The sequence below is a fragment of the Bradyrhizobium sp. 22 genome, assembly GCF_000482425.1.
GTDB lineage: Bacteria > Pseudomonadota > Alphaproteobacteria > Rhizobiales > Xanthobacteraceae > Bradyrhizobium > Bradyrhizobium japonicum_B.
Genome location: NZ_KI519399.1, coordinates 3044427 through 3061603 on the forward strand (window position 1 = coordinate 3044427; position 17177 = coordinate 3061603).

General features: G+C 65.5%; 14 protein-coding genes. 9 read left to right on the forward strand and 5 right to left on the reverse strand.

Translation table 11 applies throughout. The features are described from left to right. Window positions 1–92: 92 nt before the first annotated feature. The 5 genes from K410_RS0115675 (at window position 93) to K410_RS0115700 (ending at window position 4242) form a co-directional block, all read left to right on the forward strand. Window positions 93–1292, forward strand: a complete 1200-nt coding sequence (locus tag K410_RS0115675) for a CaiB/BaiF CoA transferase family protein (protein ID WP_028135771.1) — start codon at window positions 93–95, stop codon at window positions 1290–1292. A 119-nt stretch (window positions 1293–1411) separates the two neighbouring features. Continuing rightward, on the forward strand, window positions 1412–2548 hold the full coding sequence (locus K410_RS0115680; RefSeq protein WP_028135772.1) for a thiolase family protein: 1137 nt from the start codon (window positions 1412–1414) through the stop codon (window positions 2546–2548). Then, window positions 2545–2904, forward strand: a complete 360-nt coding sequence (locus K410_RS0115685) for a Zn-ribbon domain-containing OB-fold protein (RefSeq protein ID WP_028135773.1) — start codon at window positions 2545–2547, stop codon at window positions 2902–2904. Before K410_RS0115680 ends, K410_RS0115685 begins: the two co-directional genes overlap by 4 nt. A gap of 482 nt (window positions 2905–3386) precedes the next feature. Next, a complete protein-coding gene (locus tag K410_RS0115695; protein ID WP_028135774.1) occupies window positions 3387–3914 on the forward strand; it encodes a carboxymuconolactone decarboxylase family protein in 528 nt (175 codons plus the stop codon). Window positions 3915–3939: 25 nt separating this feature from the next. After that, window positions 3940–4242: a nucleoside triphosphate pyrophosphohydrolase family protein gene (locus K410_RS0115700; protein WP_028135775.1), complete on the forward strand. Its 303-nt coding sequence runs from the start codon at window positions 3940–3942 to the stop codon at window positions 4240–4242. Between the two features lie 157 nt (window positions 4243–4399). Here the strand turns inward: K410_RS0115700 and glsA are convergent, their stop codons facing one another. From glsA to K410_RS0115720, 4 genes are all read right to left on the reverse strand, one after another. After that, window positions 4400–6247, reverse strand: a complete 1848-nt coding sequence (glsA, locus tag K410_RS0115705) for a glutaminase A (RefSeq protein ID WP_028135776.1) — start codon at window positions 6245–6247, stop codon at window positions 4400–4402. Between the two features lie 21 nt (window positions 6248–6268). After that, on the reverse strand, window positions 6269–8341 hold the full coding sequence (locus K410_RS0115710) for a TRAP transporter permease (protein WP_028135777.1): 2073 nt from the start codon (window positions 8339–8341) through the stop codon (window positions 6269–6271). Between the two features lie 244 nt (window positions 8342–8585). Continuing rightward, entirely contained in the window at window positions 8586–9752 is a 1167-nt protein-coding gene (locus K410_RS0115715) for a TAXI family TRAP transporter solute-binding subunit (RefSeq protein WP_028135778.1), read from the reverse strand. A gap of 167 nt (window positions 9753–9919) precedes the next feature. Further along, window positions 9920–10141 carry an acyl-CoA carboxylase biotin carboxyl carrier protein subunit gene (locus K410_RS0115720; protein WP_028135779.1) on the reverse strand — a complete coding sequence of 74 codons (222 nt, stop codon included), beginning with the start codon at window positions 10139–10141 and terminating at the stop codon, window positions 9920–9922. 94 nt (window positions 10142–10235) lie between these two features. Here K410_RS0115720 and K410_RS0115725 point away from each other — a divergent pair, with 94 nt between their 5' ends. The 4 genes from K410_RS0115725 (at window position 10236) to K410_RS0115740 (ending at window position 15376) form a co-directional block, all read left to right on the forward strand. After that, a complete protein-coding gene (locus tag K410_RS0115725; protein ID WP_028135780.1) occupies window positions 10236–11210 on the forward strand; it encodes an IclR family transcriptional regulator in 975 nt (324 codons plus the stop codon). Continuing rightward, window positions 11140–12699: an acyl-CoA carboxylase subunit beta gene (locus K410_RS0115730; protein WP_028135781.1), complete on the forward strand. Its 1560-nt coding sequence runs from the start codon at window positions 11140–11142 to the stop codon at window positions 12697–12699. The genes K410_RS0115725 and K410_RS0115730 overlap by 71 nt, the downstream gene beginning before the upstream one ends. Window positions 12700–12949: 250 nt before the next feature. Next, window positions 12950–14653, forward strand: coding sequence for a GMC family oxidoreductase (locus K410_RS0115735; protein ID WP_028135782.1), 1704 nt, complete (start codon window positions 12950–12952; stop codon window positions 14651–14653). Between the two features lie 333 nt (window positions 14654–14986). Continuing rightward, a complete protein-coding gene (locus K410_RS0115740; protein WP_349509798.1) occupies window positions 14987–15376 on the forward strand; it encodes a hypothetical protein in 390 nt (129 codons plus the stop codon). A gap of 24 nt (window positions 15377–15400) precedes the next feature. Here the strand turns inward: K410_RS0115740 and K410_RS0115745 are convergent, their stop codons facing one another. Then, complete coding sequence (locus K410_RS0115745) at window positions 15401–16879, reverse strand: FAD-binding oxidoreductase (RefSeq protein WP_028135784.1); 1479 nt, start codon at window positions 16877–16879, stop codon at window positions 15401–15403. Between the last annotated feature and the right edge of the window lie 298 nt (window positions 16880–17177).

Below are 17177 nucleotides of genomic sequence, written 5' to 3' on the forward strand. Positions count from 1 at the left end.
GCCGGCCGCCCTTGCGCGCACGGCCTCGCTGTCTTTAGCTGGACCGAATTCGCGGGGCCGCGCCTTGAGCCCTGCGCAATCGGGAGCGAACGATGGGGCCGCTGAAGGGCATCAAGGTCATCGACATGACGACCGTGCTGATGGGGCCCTATGCGACCCAGATGCTCGGAGACTACGGTGCCGACGTCATCAAGGTGGAAGCGCTCGACGGCGACGTCACGCGGCTGATCGGCCCGACGCGCCACGCCGGCATGGGCCCGGTGTTCCTCAACACCAACCGCAGCAAGCGCTCGATCTGCCTCGATTTGAAGAAGCCCGCCGGCCGCGAGGCCGTGCTGCGGCTTCTGAAGGACGCCGACGTGCTCGTCTACAACGTGCGTCCGCAGGCGATGGCGCGGCTTCAGCTCGGCTACGATGTCGTGTCCGCCATCAATCCGCGTCTGGTCTATGCCGGCGTGTTCGGATTCGGCCAGGACGGGCCCTATGCCGCAAAGCCCGCCTATGACGATCTGATCCAGGGCGCCACGGCCCTTCCGGCGCTGATGGCGCAGACCGGCGACGGTGTGCCGCGCTACGTGCCGAACGCGCTGGTCGACCGTATCGTCGGCCTCACCGCCGTCGGTGCGATCTGCGCCAGCCTGGTGCATCGCGACCGCACCGGCCGCGGCCAGCGTGTCGACATCCCGATGTTCGAGACCATGGCCGGCTTCGTCATGGGCGACCACATGGGCGGCCTCACTTACGAGCCGCCGCTCGACAAGGGCGGCTATGCCCGCCACCTCTCGCGCGACCGCAGACCCTACAAGACCTCGGACGGCTATCTCAGCGTCATCGTCTACAACGACAAGCAGTGGGAGAACTTCTTCAAGGCGACCGCGCGCGACGACCTGCGCGCCGATCCCAAATTCGCGACCTTCGCGGGGCGCGCCGCCAACATCGACGTCGTCTATGCCGAGCTCGCGCGCATCTTCGAGACGCGCAGCACGGCCGAATGGATCGAGCTGCTGACCAAGGCCGACGTGCCGGTGATGCCGATGCACGACCTTGCCTCGATCCTGCACGATCCGCATCTGGAGGCGACGAATTTCTTCCCGGTCGTGACCCATCCGACGGAAGGTGCGATCCGCAGCATGAAGGTGACCGCGACCTGGTCGGAGACCGAGGCCGAGCCGGTACGGCTGGCGCCGCGGCTCAACGAGCACGGCGCGGAGATTTTGCGCGAGCTCGGCTATTCCGCCGACGAGATCGCCGCCATGGTCCGCGACGGCGTGACGCGGTCGGCGCCGGAGTAGGGCATGACGATGAGTCTCTCATCCGTCATTCCGGGGCGATGCGTCAGCATCGAACCCGGAATCTCGAGATTCCGGGCTCGGCCCTTCGGGCCGCCCCGGAATGACAGCGGAGAGAGAGCATGAGCTTCGTTACCGGCGTCGGCCTCACGCCGTTCGGCAAGCACGAGGGCTCGTCCTCGCTCGACCTGATGAGCAAGGCGGCGCAAGCCGCGCTCGACGATGCCGGCCTCAAGCGGAGCGACATCGACGGCATTCTCTGCGGCTACTCCACCGTCTCGCCCCACATCATGCTGGCGACCGTGTTCGCCGAGCATTTCGGCATCCGCCCTGCTTACGCCCACGCCGTGCAGGTCGGCGGCGCCACCGGGCTCGCGATGACGATGCTGGCGCATCATCTCGTCGCGTCAGGCGTGGCGCGCCACGTGCTCGTCGTCGCCGGCGAGAACCGCCTCACCGGGCAGAGCCGTGATGCCTCGATCCAGGCGCTGGCGCAGGTCGGCCATCCCGACTACGAGGTGCCGCTCGGGCCGACCATTCCCGCCTATTACGGCCTCGTCGCCAACCGCTACATGCACGAATACGGTGTGACCGAACAGGATCTCGCCGAATTCGCGGTGCTGATGCGCAAACACGCCTGCACCCATCCCGGCGCGCAATTCCACGATCCCATCACGGTCGACGACGTCATGGCCTCGAAGCCGGTGGCGATGCCGCTCAAGCTGCTCGACTGCTGCCCGGTGTCGGACGGCGGCGCGGCGTTCGTCGTCAGCCGCGAGCCGACCGGAGAGGTGGGCGTGCGCATCCGCGGCTGTGCCCAGGCGCATACCCATCAGCATGTCACGGCCGCGCCCGCGCTTCATGAGCTCGGCGCCGAGATCTCGATCGCGCGCGCCAAGCAGGCTTGCGGCCTTGCGATCTCCGATGTGCGCTACGCCGCGATCTACGACAGTTTCACGATCACGCTCGCGATGCTGCTGGAAGACCTCGGCCTTGCCGGTCGCGGCGAAGCCGCGGCCCGCGTGCGATCGGGTCATTTCGGCCGCGACGGCGCGATGCCGCTGAACACCCATGGCGGCCTGCTCAGCTACGGCCATTGCGGCGTCGGCGGCGCCATGGCGCATCTGGCCGAGGCGCATTTGCAGATGACGGGGCGGGCGGCTGGCCGCCAGGTGCGCGACGCCTCGATCGCGCTGCTTCATGGCGACGGCGGCGTGCTGTCGTCGCACGTGAGTATGTTCCTGGAGCGGGTGCGATGAGTGAGCCTCCGGCGGACTGGACCAAAGGCGAAGCGGCCATCACTTACCAGGCCTGCACCTCATGCGGGCACGTGCAGTATTTCCATCGTGCCTTCTGCGCGGCATGCGGAGAATCGGATCCGCGTGTGCTGCGCGCCAACGGCAAGGGCACGGTCTACGCGGCCTCGCTGGTCTGCCGGGCCGCCACGCCCGAGACGCGGGCGCACGTGCCCTATAACATCCTGCTGGTCGATTGCGCCGAAGGTTTTCGCATGATGGCGCACGGTGAGAATGACCTCGCCATCGGCGATTCGGTCATCGCGAGCTTCAGGCCGTTTACCGGCAGGCTCGTGCCGTTCTTCACGAAAGACACATAGAGGGATTCGTCATTCGGGGGCGGTCATGCGACCGAGCCTGGAACGGGTATTCTGGGCCTGGCCTGTGCGAGAGCCACCCCGGAATGACGAAAACGCTAAAACTCCAACTAGCGCCCGTAGAACAAGATGCTGGCGATGACGAGCATCGCCGTCACCGCCAGCATATGCGCGAGCGCTCCCGAGGCCGCCCCCTTGGTGGCTTCCTTCATGCCGTTTTCTCCCTAGACTTGGGCGTGACTCATCGTTGTGCGGCTAGCGCACCCGACGGCCAATTGTTTTACTCGGAACACCCCACTTCTCGAGTACGCGCCGCGACGTGTCCCCACGCGGCGAATATCGATTGTCTCAGGGTCGATCAGCAATGCGGCGGCAATTTGACTCGATGATGTTGCTCCTGCGTCGGTGCAAGAATAGAGTTTCAAGGAACTCTCGCCGGCAATTGCAAAAAGCATCAAAAGCTCTGGGAAAACTTCAGGAAAATCATGGCCCGCATTCCGTACAGCGACCCGTCCAAGGCATCCGACCGCACCCGCGAGATCCTCGACAAGAACCGCAACGCCAACATCTTCCGCATGATGGCGCACTCGCCGAGCTACTTCGAACAGTATTGCCGGCTGGGGGGCGCGATCCGCCACAAGGGTGAGCTCGATCCTGTTGTCCGCGAGCTCGCGATCACCCGAACCGGGATCTTGTGCGAGGCGCCGTACGAGATCGTCGCGCACAAGCGGATCGGCAAGAATGTCGGCGTCACCGACGCGCAGAACGAGGCGCTCGAGAACTGGCAGGCGGCGACCTGCTTCAACGAGGTGCAGCGTGCCGCGCTCGCCTTCACCGACGAGATCGTCAAGCTGAGGAAGCCGACCGATGCGACCTTCAAGGCGATCGCGTCGCGGCTGACGCCGGGCGCGCTGGTCGAGCTGCAGCTCTCGGTCGGATTCTACATCATGACTTCGAAATTTCTGGAGACCTTCGAAATCGATCTCCAACCCGTCACCGAAGTGGTAGGCTGACCCAAAGACCCGGCGAGGGATGCTCATGACGATCGACGAGTACGCGGCCTGGGCCGCGACCATTGCCAAGGTCGGTGAGCATCCGTCCAACGAGCGGCTGTCCTATCTCGGCCTCGGTCTCGCCAGTGAGGCCGGCGAGGTCGCCGATCACATCAAGAAGCTGCTGCGCGACGACTGGCTCGACAAGGCAGGTCTGGTCGATGAGCTCGGCGATGTCATCTACTACTGGGCCTGCCTGTGCGCCGCGACCGGCCAGCAGCCGTCGGCGCTGCTCGAAGCCAGCGCAAAGAAGATCAAGCGACGGCTGAGCGAGGCGGCCAGCCGCTGAGGCATCTCTCAGTGGCCCATCCTTCGAGACGCCCGCCGTTGGCGGGCCCTCAGGATGAGGATCGAGCGTGCGGCAGCAGTATCGACGAGCAGAGATGCCGCTTAGCCTCATCCTGAGGAGACCGCGAAGCGGTCGTCTCGAAGGACGAGGCGCGCGCTCACGTCGAGGTCAGAATATCCACCTTCGCGTTCGCGACGATCAGGCGGTCGGCGAGCAGCTGCGCGAGGTTGCGCATGACGCGCTCGCTTGCGCGCGGGTGCTGCTTGCGGAAGCGTTCGAACGCTTTCAGCGGCACTTCGAACGCGGTCGCCGCCATGTCGGCGAACACGTCGGCCGAGCGCGTCGGCTCCAGCAGCGCCATCTCGCCGAACGCCATGCCGGCGGTCAGCGTCGCGAGCCGCACGCCGTCGGGCAGCGTGACATGCACCGCGCCGCTGCGCAGGAAGAACAGGGAGGAGGCCGGATCTCCCGTGGTGATGATCTTCGCGCCGGCCTGATAGGTGCGGATCGTGCAGATCGATGCGAGATCGGTCAGCTCTTCCTCGCTCATACCGGCAAGCAGCGGCTGCTCGGCAAGCGCAGTGGTCTCGTGGAAGTCGATGGAGCCGCCATAGCGGTAGACGATCTGGTCTTCGGCCCATTCGATCGCGGTGTCGAGCAAATAGAAATCGCGGACGTTCTTCAGCTCGGCGGTCCATTCCCGCAGACTATCCCATTCCCTGGAGGCGCGCCTGACGCCGGACAGCACCACCGTGACGTTCAGGGCCGCGAGCTCTTCGAAGGCTTCGGCGATCAGCCGCGCGCCCGCGCGGGTGGTGGACGTGACACGGTGCAGGTCGAACACGACGATTTGCGGCCGCGGTCGTCCGGCCAGCCGGCGCGAGACGTAGTCGACGGCCGATAGCGACAGCGTGCCGACCAGCTCGATGACCCGTACCTCCTGCTCGTGCGCGGCCAGGATCTCGCGCTCCTGCGGCCGGCGCACGCGGCGGGACGGGCTCTTGCCAATATCGTAATCGGCGATGACGGCGTTGCGGGCGTCGTCGCTGCGGTTGAGCATGTGGAGGTCGTAATGCGAGGACAGCGCCTCGCAGACCTTGATGCCGCGCACGCTGTTGCCGTGCTTGTCGAGCTTTGGCGAATAGCTGCCGAGCCCGAGGCGGGCAGGGAGCGCGGCCAGAATGCCACCGCCGACGCCGCTCTTGGCGGGAATGCCGATGCGGTAGATCCATTCGCCGGCATAGTCGTACATGCCCGACGAGGTCATCACCGAGAGGGTGCGCGAGATCGCGTAAGGCGTCAGCACCTGCTCGCCCGTGACCGGATTGACGCCGCGATTGGCCAGCGTTGCCGCCATCACCGCGATGTCGCGCGCGGTGACGAGCACCGCGCATTGCCGGAAATAGACGTCGAGCACGGCGGCGACGTCGTCCGAGATCACCGCGTTGGTCTTGAGGAGATAGGCGATGGCGCGGTTGCGGTCGCCGGTCTGGCTTTCTGACGCATAGACGGCCTCGTCCACGGCGAGCTCGCGGCCGGCAAAGCGGCCGAGCGCGAGACGGATCTGCTCGAAGGCTTCTGCGCCCTTGCTGTCGTGGATCAGCCCGGTGCAGGCGATGGCGCCGGCATTGACCATCGGGTTGAACGGGTGGTTCTCGGCGTTGAGGCGGATCGAGTTGAAGGGATCGCCAGAGGGCTCGACGCCAATCGCGCGCTCGACCCTGCCGGCGCCGAGCAGGTCCAGCGCCAGCGCGAACACGAACGGTTTCGACATCGACTGGATGGTGAAGGGCACCCTGGAATCGCCGACCTCGTAGACGTGGCCGTCCAGGGTCGCGAGGCTGATGCCGAAACAGGCAGGGTCGGCCTTGCTCAGCTCGGGAATGTAGTCGGCAACGCTGCCCGAAGTTTCGGCAGAGAATTCGTTGAGGCAGTTGTCCAGGAACCGCAGCAAGGGCGGTTGCGAGCGGGTCCAGGCGGCGGCGAGAGGCGAGAGCGGTGTCATCGCCTCACTTGTGCAACGCAATCAGGGGGCGCGCAACCCGTCCGGCACCATGGTCTGCCGCCGGACCAGCACGAGCGCGAGCAAGGCGGCGGGCACGAGAATGGCAAGGCCGAGCAGCGTCACCTGCAGCTGCGACAGCGGCATGATGCCGCCGCCGGGCGTGGCCACCACGAAGCCGCCGATCACCAGCAGCACGCGGATTGGCCATTCCAGCGCGCCGGCGCCGCGCAAATCACCGACGAAAGGCTGGTAACCCTGAATGCCGCCGCAGATGAACAGCGTACCGAAGGCCGCGAGCCCCATCAGGCCGAGGCCGGCCAGATACGGGCTCGGCCCCTGCAGCACCAGCGCCGGATTGAGCACGAAGAAGAATGGCAGGAAATAGATGATGCTGCCGACCCACATCGATTCCCATCCGGTCTTCATCGCCGGCGAGCCGGCGATGCCGGCCGCGGCGAAGGAGGCGATCGCGACCGGCGGGGTGATCGACGACAGCATGCCCCAATAGAAGATGAACATGTGCACTGCCATGCGGTTGAGCCCGAGCTTCTCCAGCGCGGGCGCGACCAGGATGGCGAGGAAGATGTAGCAGGCCGTCGTGGTCAGCCCGAGGCCGAGGATCAGGCTGGTCAGGGCGCACATGGCCAGCAGCAGGAAGGGATTGTCGCCGGCGATATGCAGGAGGTCGTTGGCAAGGCTCGACACCACGCCGGTCATCGAGAATGCGCCGATCAGCAGGCCGCAGCCGGCGAGGATGCCGACGAGCTCGACGAAGGTGCGCCCGTTGACCTCGAGGAACTTGCCGATGGTCGCAAGCGTCCAGCGCGTGTCCTTGGAGAAGAACTGGTTGAGCACGAGCAGCAGCGCGGTGGCATAGAACGGCGCATGGCTCTCGCGCTTGAAGTAGAGCAGCATCACGACCAGGAGCGCGATGACGAAGACATAGTACCAGCCGTCCTTGATCGTATCCATGACCCGCGGCAGCTCGGCGCGCGGAATGCCTTTCAGCTTGTGGCGCGCGGCGTAGGCGTCGACCTGCATGAACAGGCCAGCGTAATAGAGCACGGCCGGAATGATCGCGGCCACCGCGACGTCGGCATAGCTGACGTTGAGGAACTGCGCGATCACGAACGCCGTGGCGCCCATCACCGGCGGCGCCAGCACCGCACCGGTGGAGGCGCAGGCCTCGATCGCGCCGGCATAGGAGGCGCGGAAGCCGCTCTTCTTCATCACGGGGATGGTCATGGTCCCCGCGGTCAGCACGTTGGAGATGATCGAGCCCGACATCATGCCGAGCAGGCCGCTGGCGAAGATGCAGACCTTGGCCGCGCCGCCGCGGAAGGTGCCACACAGCGCGAAGGCGAGGTTGATGAAGAACTTGCCGGCGCCGGTCATCATCAGCGCGGTGCCGAACACCAGGAAGCCGATCACGGTGTCGGCAAAGGCCTGGATCGGAATGCCGAGCAGGCTCTCGCCCGACAGCACGTGATAGGCGGTCGCCTGCTCCAGCGTCGATTGCGTGCCGCGGAACGGTCCGAGCCAGCCGGCTTCGGCGAACAGAGGATAGACGGTGAAGGGCAGCACGCTCAGCAGCAGGCTCCAGCCCCCGGTGCGGCGCAGCGCCTCCATCAGGATCGCCCACATCACGAGGCCCGCGGCGATCACGCTGGTCGGCGCGCCGCCGAATTCCCAGCCGGCCTCCGCCGCCTTGCGTACGTTCGACATCAGCAGCAGCGCGGCGGCGAAGGTCGCGACGAACAGGACGAGGTCATACCAGGGAATGCGGTCGAGCGGCGCGCGCCCGGTGCCCGGGAAAATCAGGAACGTGAACGGCAGCATCAACGCGATCAGGAGGTAGAAATATTCGGTGTTGAGCTGGGTGTAGCCGACGAAGAATCGCAGCGAGAATTGCTGGTTGATGCACAGCAGGATGGTCGCCGCGGTCGCGGCCACCAGCATCCAGCGCCAGGCGCCGCGCAGCGTCCGCACGCGCGTGACCTCTGCTTCCTGCAGGTTGGCGGCGGCGCCATGCGGATCGTCGAACACGACCCGCGTGGCCGCGTCTTGCGGGGCGGTGGAGGTGGAGGAAGACATGAGTGACCCCGCGGCGTGGGCTGGTAAGTCTTAACTAGGTGAATGGCTGTTGGTTGAATCGACGGCGCCGCGTACTCGTCAACCTCTCCCGCTTGCGGGAGAGGTCGCGCCGAAGGCGCGGGAGAGGGCTCTCCTCCAGGGGATTGTCCCTTTGCGGAAACACCCTCTCCCCAACCCTCTCCCGCTTGCGGGAGAGGGGGTGCACCTATCGCGTGACGACGATCGAGTCCAATAACGCCTCCCTCTATTCCTCGAACCCGTTCGGCATATCCGCCTTCGCGAGCGCCGCCGCGCGGGCCTTCATCCAGCCGTCGAGAAACGCCTTGTCATCCGCCGGCGGATTGGACTTGCCGTAATCGGCCCATGCCGCGCCGAGCACCTCTTGGCGCTTGATCAGCTTGTTGTTGTGCGCCTCCTGCGCATCGCTCCATTGCCCGGCCTCCTTCAGCGCCTTCACCGCGCCGGGATGCACCGGCACCACCCAGTTCTTGGTCTGGCGATCGGCGGCAAGACCGCCGGCGCCGGGGGCGGAATCCTTGTAGGCGTCGTAGTTGACGATCATGGCCTTGGTCATCGCATAGACCTGGTCGGCCGGCTGCGAGGCGTAGGCCACGAAGATCGGGTAGGGGTAATTGCCGAGCTCGACCGGCTTCTGCGGCGTGATGCCGGCGCCGCAGGTCGCGACCTGCGGGAAGAAGAACGAGCCGACCTTCTGCATCCGCGCCCAGCCTTCCTTGTCCTTGGCGGGAAGCGGCGGCCAGATCAGGCCGCGCGGCGAGGTCTCGGCTTCCTTGGCAGGGCCGGTGATGGTAGTGCCGAAGGCGGCATCGACGTCGTTGTTGATCAGGCCTTTCCACATCGCGCCGTAGCTCGCGAACTCGACGACCTTGACGTCCTTCTGGGTCAGACCGGCGAAGGCCAGCACCGCGAGCGAGTTCTGGTTCAGTGCCGGCGAGCCGACCACGAAGCCGACGCGCTTGCCTCTGAGGTCTTTCAGCTCCTTCACGCCGGTGTCGGCGGCAACGCCGAGCGAGCCGCAATTGCAGTCGACCGACGAGAGCAGGATCTGCAGCGGCTGCGGTCCCCATTCCTTCGCGCCGAACTCGAACACGCCTTCCTGCGCGAAATAGGTTCCAGATCCCATCGCCGATGACACGGCGCGCTTGGCGCGCAGCGGCGCAAGGCGGGCGACGTCGTTGCCCGCGGGGAGCACGCGCACGTCGGTGCCGTACTTGTCCTTCATCATCTTGCCGACGCCGACCGCGATGTTGAAGCCGGCGGTGCCGGTGTCATAGGCGGTGAAGGCCAATGTCGCCGGCAGCTTGAGGTCTTCGGCGAACGAGTAGCGTGTAGACGCAAAAGAAATGCCTGCCACCAAGGCAGGCGCGAGCACGAGCAGCCTACGAAGCATGTTTCCCTCCCATCATCCTCGCTTTGTCGCGAAGATTTCTTTCTTTGTTTGAAACAACGTTTTGTTTGCAACAGATCATGTCACCGCGATCGAGCGATGGCAACGCCGTAGCTCGCATGCGGGAAGGAGGCTGACAGAATGTCGCGCAAGACTCCGAAACAGAACACTCAGTACGCGACAATCGCGATCGCCTGACCCTCCGCGACGACGTCGTCGAGCTTCACCAGCAGAGACGTGATCGTGCCGCTTGCGGGCGAAGAGACCGGTATCTCCATCTTCATGGCTTCGACCACCACAACGTCATCGCCATCCGCGACGGTTCCTCCAACTTGCACGGGAGTTGCGCAGACGCGTCCCGCGATCTCGGTGACGATCTTAATTTCTGGCATGCCATCGCCTTTTTGTTGTCGTCGCAAAATGCCTGAGGTAGCGTCGTCTGCAAGTGGAATTTAATTCCGCAGAGCGGAACACACGGTAGGGAACATGGGACGACGATCGGAGCGGTTGAGTAGGCAAGGCGCACTCGCTGGCGATGCCGGCGAGGGAGATGTCATCCAGGTGGTCTCGCGCGCGTTCGACGTGTTGCGATGCTTCGAAGGCCATGAGGCGAGGCTCGGCAATCTCGAGATTTCAAATCGCTGCGGCCTGCCGCGCTCGACGGTGTCGCGGCTTACGCACACGCTGACGCGGATGGGACAACTGGTCTATCTGCCGCGCGATCAGAAATATCGCATCGGCCCGAGCGCGGTCGCGATGAGCGCCACGATGATGAAGGGCGCGCAGCTGCGCAGCATGATTCGCCAGCGGCTGCAGGAAGTCGCCGAGCAATTGCCGGGCACGGTCGGCTTCGTCGTTCCGGATCGCTTCCATCTCGTCTATCTCCTGTTCGCGCGCTCGGCGACCGCACTCGGCCTGCACGAAGGCACGGGCAGCCGCATCGCGATGGCCTCCACCGCCGCCGGCGCGGCCTACACCGCGGCGCTGGCGCCGGAGCTCGGCGATGCCTTCATCGCGGAGATGGAGCGGGAGGCTCCCGAGGCGGCGAAGATCCTGAAGCCGCGCATCGAAGCGAACCGGCAGATGCTGCGCGAGCGCGGCTATGTCGTGGCCTGCGGCCTGTGGAGCCCGCACATCAACGGTCTCGCGCTGCCGATATGGTCGCCGCAGTACCAGACCTTCGTGGTCATTACGATCGGCCTGCTTTCGGCGATGTATGACGAGGAGCGGCTGCATGCCGAGGTCGCGCCATTGATGCTCGAGCTCGGTCGTTCGCTCGGCGGCCTGCTCGAGGGCGCCGAAGGTGACGTCTTCAACAACCGAATCCCGCGCAAGCCGGTCGCAATGGCCCTGCACAACAATAACAAGCCGATCCATTCGGAGGGAGTGAATGAACTGGAAGCCGGAACTCGACGAGCTCGCCCGGCGCGAAGCCTTCGCGCGGGAGATGGGCGGCGTTGACAAGGTCAAGCGACAGCATGACCAGGGCCGGCTGACTGTTCGGGAGCGCATCGACAAGCTGACCGACAAAGGCAGCTTTCACGAGATCGGCGCCGTCTCCGGCATCGGCGAGTACGATGCCGGCGGCGAACTGCAGAAATTGACGCCGGCCAACTGCGTGTTCGGCCGCGCTCGGGTCGACGGGCGCACATTGGTCGTGGTCGGCGACGATTTCACGGTCCGCGGCGGTTCGGCTGATGCGTCGATCTCGGCAAAGCCGTTGATGGCTGAGGAGATGGCGCACGACTTGCGCCTGCCCATCGTCCGCATCATCGAAGGCTCCGGCGGCGGCGGCTCGGTCAAGACCATCGAGACCAAGGGCGCGGCCAACCTGCCGGGCGGCATCGGCGGCACGCGCTGGTACCGCTTCACGACGGAGAACCTGTCGCGCGTGCCGGTCGTCGCGCTCGGCCTCGGCTCGGTGGCGGGCCTCGGAGCCGCGCGCCTTGCCGCCAGCCACTATTCCATCATGACGCGGAAGTCCGCGATGTTCGTCGCGGGGCCGCCGGTGGTGAAGGCGCTGGGGCAGGACCTCTCGAAGGAGGAACTCGGAGGCGCCGACATCCAGACCCGCGCCGGCGCAATCGATCATGCCGTCGACACCGAGGAGGAGGCGTTCGCCTGCGCGCGGCGTTTCCTGTCCTACCTGCCGTCATCGGTCTACGAGCTGCCGCCGACCTTGCCCTGCACCGACAATCCGGAGCGCAGCGACGAAGCGCTGATGAACGCGGTGCCGCGCAACCGCAAGCAGGTCTACAAGATCCGGCCGATCATCGAATCCGTCGTCGACCGGGGCTCGTTCTTCGAGGTCGCCAGGAATTTCGGCAAGCCCATCATCGTCGGCCTCGCGCGGCTCGAGGGCAGGGCGGTGATGGTGCTGGCCAGCGACAGCTTCCACTATGGCGGGTCCTGGACGGCGGATGCCTGCCAGAAGGTGGTGCGCTGGGTCGACTTCGCCGAGACCTTCCACCTGCCGATCGTCTACCTCATGGACTGCCCCGGCTTCATGATCGGCCTTGATGCCGAGAAGGCGGCGACCATCCGCCACGGCGTCCGCGCGATGGCCGCGGTGAACCAGACCACGGTGCCCTGGTGCACCGTGATCCTGCGCAACGCCTTCGGCGTCGCCGGTGTCGTGCATCAGCCGGCCGACCGCTTCTCGATCCGCTACGCCTGGCCGTCGGCCTATTGGGGCTCGCTGCCGCTCGAAGGCGGCATCGAGGCCGCCTATCGCGCCGACATCGATGCGGCCGAGGACAAGGCGGCGAAGCTGGAGGAGATCCAGCAGCGCCTCAACAAGCTGCGCTCGCCGTTCCGCTCGGCCGAGAAATTCTGGGTCGAGGAGATCATAGACCCCCGCAAGACGCGATCGCTGCTGTGCGAGTTCGCGCGCCTCGCCGAGCCGCTGCGTAAGCCGGGGCCGCCGGAAAATTTTTCGATCCGGCCGTAGCATCCTCGTGCCAGGACATGATCCTCGTGCCCCGGACGCAGCGCGCCGCTCCTTCAGCGGTGCGCTGCAGAGCCGGGGCCCATTTCACCGCGAACTCGGAGCCCCCTGGGTTCCGGCTCGGCGCCGCAACGCACGAAGCGTTGCGGCGCGTCCGGGACACGAGGTGCGGCACCGACAGATCCAAGCCACTTCCACAGCAAAACAATAACGGGCTAAGCTCGCCCAACAAGAACAACAGGAAACGCCAATCGTGTACGACTTCATCATCGTCGGCGGCGGCTCGGCAGGGTCCGTGCTGGCGCACCGGCTCTCGGCCAGAAGCGCCAACAGGGTCCTGCTGTGCGAGGCCGGACAGGACACGCCGCCCGGCAACGAGCCGGCTGAAATTCGGGACAGCTATCCGGGCACCGCCTATTTCGATCCGCGCTTCCACTGGACCGAGCTCAAGGTTACGACCCAGGTCGTCAGCCACAACAATCCGAACGAGGCGCGGCCTCCCTTGCGCAAATACGAGCAGGCGCGCGTGCTCGGCGGCGGCTCCTCGATCAATGGCCAGATGGCCAATCGCGGCGCACCGACCGATTACGATGAATGGGACGCGCGCGGCGCCGAAGGATGGACGTGGAACGAGGTGCTGCCCTTCTTCAAGAAGGTCGAGCGCGACCTCGATTTCGACGGTCCCTATCACGGCAAGGATGGCAAGATCCCGGTTCGCCGCATCCCCAGGGAGCACTGGACCAGGCACTCCCAGGCATTCGCCGAAGCCTTCCAGCAGGCCGGCCATCAGTTTCTGCCGGATCAGAACGGCGAGTTCGTCGACGGCTTTTTCCCGGTGACGCACTCCAACCAGGCCGAGCAGCGCGTCTCGGCCGCGATGGGCTATCTCGATCGCGATACCCGCAAGCGCGCCAATCTCACCATCTCCACCAATACCCAGGTGCGCGAGCTATTGTTCGAAGGCACGCAATGCGTCGGCGTGAAGGCCGTCGTCGACGGACGCGAGCAGGAATTCCGCGGACGCGAGATCATCCTCTCCAGCGGCGCCATCCATTCGCCGGCGCATCTGCTGCGTGCCGGCATCGGGCCGGTCGGACACCTCAAGGACTTGGGCATTCCCGTGCTGATGGGCCTGCCGGGCGTCGGCCAGCGCCTGATGGATCATCCCTCGATCTCGCTGTCCTCCTTCGTTCGCCGCGGTGCGCGCATGAACGAGCATACCAGGCGCCACATGCAGCTGGGCCTGCGCTACTCCTCGGGTCTTGCCGGTGTGCCGAAGGGCGACATGTTCGTCGTCCTGCTCTCCAAGTCGGCCTGGCACGCGGTTGGTGAGCAGATCGGCTCGCTGCTGACCTTCGTCAACAAGACCTATTCGGAGACCGGACAGGTCAAGCTCGCCTCGCGCGATCCCTCCGCCGAGCCGATCGTCGAGTTCAACCTGTTGTCCGATCGGCGCGATCTCGATCGCCTGATGAGCGGCTTTCGCAAGATGGCGGCGATCCAGATGAGCGACGTCGTCAGGAAGGTGACGGACAAGCCGTTTCCGGCCGCCTACACCGACAAGGTGCGCAAGATCGGCGTGGTCAACACCAAGAACAAGATCCTCACCGCGATTGCCGCAGCCCTGATGGACGGTCCGGCGGCGCTGCGCCATTACATGATCGACAATTTCGTGGTCGAAGGCTTCACCTTCGATCAGGTCATGAATGACGATGATGCGCTGGAGGCCTTCGTGCGCAAGGCCACCATCGGCGTCTGGCACGCCTCCTGTTCATGCCGCATGGGCCGCGCGGACGACCCGATGGCGGTGGTCGACAACCAGGGCCGCGTCAAGGGCATCCAGGGCCTGCGCGTCGTCGACGCCTCGATCTTCCCGGTGGTGCCGTGCGCCAACACCAATTTTCCGGTGTTGATGTCGGCGGAGAAGATCGCGGCTGCGATCATGCAGCCCGGTTGAGTGCATGCGCATGCGCGGCTTTGGCGCGATATGAACATAACCTAAGTTAAAGGGCGTAAGTAAAAGGCTTTTTCTGCCGCCCTTTGGGCCCATTTCGGACAAACCAATATTGGTTTCTCCGCAGCGGGGCAGGACCCTCCAACCAAGAGTCCTGCAATGATCAAGCAAGTTGTTTCTGCGTGCGTCGTCGTTATGGCCATGTCAGCCGCTGCCGAGGCGCGGCCCTATCGCATCCTCCAAGCGCCCGAATGCAACGTCACCATGCCCTGCGATTTCTCGCACTCGCAGGTGCGTCGCGAGCGGGCTCGCGGGGTTTCAATCCAGAGAGCTTCATTGCCGAAGGCTTCATTGCAGGCCTATCGCTCGATGCAAATGACCGCGACCGATGCCGGCAACGCCGCCACGACGATCAGCGTCTCCGGCGAGCGCGTCGTCGGGGGCCGCCCGGCCGGCTGCCCGTCGTCCTTCTGCGGCTGCGGCGCGTCCTTGCGCGTGTTCGGCCGCGTCGTGCCGGAGTTGAATCTCGCGTCCAACTGGCTGCGCTTTCCGCGCGCGGCGCCGGCGCCGGGAATGGTCGCGGCGCGCCGCGGGCATGTCTTCGTGCTGGAGCAGCATCTCGGCGGCGACACGTGGATGGCGTACGACGCCAATTCCGGCGGGCGCGCCACGCGAATCCACGCGCGCTCGCTGCGGGGCTACACAGTCGTCAATCCACACGGCTGAGACGATGGCGAAGGTGCGCGGCGTTCATCCCAGCCGCAGCACCTTGCCGGGATTCATGATGTTTTGCGGATCGAGCGCGCGCTTGATGGTGCGCATGATGTCGAGCTCGGTCTTGGAACGGTAGTGGCTGAGCTCGTCCAGCTTGTCGATGCCGATGCCGTGCTCGGCCGAGATCGAGCCGTCCATGGAGGTGATGAGGTCGTTCACCGTCCGCGTGATGGCGGCCTTGTATTGTGTCAGCGTCTGTTGGTCCATGCCCACCGGCGCCATGAACGAGAAATGCAGATTGCCGTCGCCGATGTGCCCCAAAGGATAGGGCCGGATGGTCGGGAGAATGTCGAGCACGGCCTTGAGCCCGAGATCGATGAACTCCGGAATCCGGGAGATCGCCACCGAGATGTCGTAGCTCAGCCCAGGCCCCTCGGCGCGCGAGGCCTCGGCGACGCTTTCCCTGATGCGCCACATGTTGTGCGATTGCTGTCCGGTCTGGGCGACGACCGCGTCGATCACGCGTCCGGCCTCGAGTTGATCGGCGAGAAACTGCTCCATCTTTTCGGCGATGCCGGCGGTCCCGTCCTGCCGCGCCCGCGCGGACGACCATTCCAGCAGCAGGTACCATGGCGTGTCCGCCTTGAGCGGATCCTGCGTGCCGGGAATGTTGCGAAGCACCATGTCGACGGCGGCGCGGCTCATCAGCTCGCAGGAGCCGACATTGTCCTCGGATGCGCTGTGGGCCTCCGACAGGATCTCCAGCGCCGCGCGCGGATCCCGAATCGCCAGCCACGCCGTGCAGACGTCCTTCGGCGCCGGCCACAGCTTGAGCACGGCCTTGGTGATGATGCCGAGCGTTCCTTCGGCGCCCATGAAGAGGTGCTTGAGGTCGTAGCCCGTATTGTCCTTCTTGAGCGCGCGCAAGCCGTTCCAGACCTCGCCGCTCGGCAGCACGACCTCGAGACCCAGCACGAGATTGCGGGCATTGCCATAGCGGAGCACCTGCACGCCGCCGGCGTTGGTCGACAGATTGCCGCCGATCATGCACGAGCCCTGGGCGCCGAGGCTGAGGGGCAGGAACCGGTCGTGCCGGCTTGCGGTCTCCTGCAGGGTCTGCAGCACGCAGCCGGCCTCGACCGTCATGGTGTATCCGGTGGCATCGATGTCCAGCACGCGGTTCATGCGGCCAAGCGACAGCACGATGCCGGTGTGCGCCGGCCAGGGCGTGGCGCCGCCCATCAGGCCGGTGTTTCCACCCTGTGGGACGATCGCGATCCCATGCTCGTGGCAGAGCCTGACCACCGCCGCGACTTCCTCGGTGCTGCCGGGGCGAACCACGGCGCCGGCGCTTCCAGCCAGCAATCCCCGCCAATCCGTCACGTACGGCTGCTTGCCGTGCGCGTCCTCGATAAGGCCTTTCTCACCCACGATCGCGCGCAGCGAATCGCGCAATGGGACGGTGAGCGGAACGGTTGGAATGATGGGTTCGGACGACGGACCGGCAACCGGCATTTGTTTCCCCTGGCGCATCTTGATGTGCACTGCGCACGCGGCGTGCGTCAGAGCATTGTCCACGTTTGCGCCGTGGAGTCTAACGGCAAAATGTCTCTCACCGGGGGGGCCAGACGGGCAGGCTTGCGCAGGCGGCATGGGGTCGTCTTCGGATTTTCCGTTTGATCCGCGCCGCACCGGGCGACCGCGGCGCTCCGCCGGCCGGCACCTCCGGTATTTCTACGGGGCGATGCTTAGGGTTTAGCGCCAATGTCTGCGACCGGATTCAAGCGACATTAATGATGCCTTCTCGATATGA

What these genes read in the sequence shown, in the direction of transcription:
- K410_RS0115685 (WP_028135773.1), top strand. Translation starts at nt 2,545, where the DNA reads ATGAGTGAGCCTCCGGCGGACTGGACCAAAGGCGAAGCGGCCATCACT.
- K410_RS0115725 (WP_028135780.1), top strand. Translation starts at nt 10,236, where the DNA reads ATGGGACGACGATCGGAGCGGTTGAGTAGGCAAGGCGCACTCGCTGGC.
- K410_RS0115720 (WP_028135779.1), bottom strand. Translation starts at nt 10,141, where the DNA reads ATGCCAGAAATTAAGATCGTCACCGAGATCGCGGGACGCGTCTGCGCA.
- K410_RS0115710 (WP_028135777.1), bottom strand. Translation starts at nt 8,341, where the DNA reads ATGTCTTCCTCCACCTCCACCGCCCCGCAAGACGCGGCCACGCGGGTC.
- glsA (WP_028135776.1), bottom strand. Translation starts at nt 6,247, where the DNA reads ATGACACCGCTCTCGCCTCTCGCCGCCGCCTGGACCCGCTCGCAACCG.
- K410_RS0115700 (WP_028135775.1), top strand. Translation starts at nt 3,940, where the DNA reads ATGACGATCGACGAGTACGCGGCCTGGGCCGCGACCATTGCCAAGGTC.
- K410_RS0115745 (WP_028135784.1), bottom strand. Translation starts at nt 16,879, where the DNA reads ATGCCGGTTGCCGGTCCGTCGTCCGAACCCATCATTCCAACCGTTCCG.
- K410_RS0115680 (WP_028135772.1), top strand. Translation starts at nt 1,412, where the DNA reads ATGAGCTTCGTTACCGGCGTCGGCCTCACGCCGTTCGGCAAGCACGAG.
- K410_RS0115730 (WP_028135781.1), top strand. Translation starts at nt 11,140, where the DNA reads ATGAACTGGAAGCCGGAACTCGACGAGCTCGCCCGGCGCGAAGCCTTC.
- K410_RS0115695 (WP_028135774.1), top strand. Translation starts at nt 3,387, where the DNA reads ATGGCCCGCATTCCGTACAGCGACCCGTCCAAGGCATCCGACCGCACC.
- K410_RS0115675 (WP_028135771.1), top strand. Translation starts at nt 93, where the DNA reads ATGGGGCCGCTGAAGGGCATCAAGGTCATCGACATGACGACCGTGCTG.
- K410_RS0115715 (WP_028135778.1), bottom strand. Translation starts at nt 9,752, where the DNA reads ATGCTTCGTAGGCTGCTCGTGCTCGCGCCTGCCTTGGTGGCAGGCATT.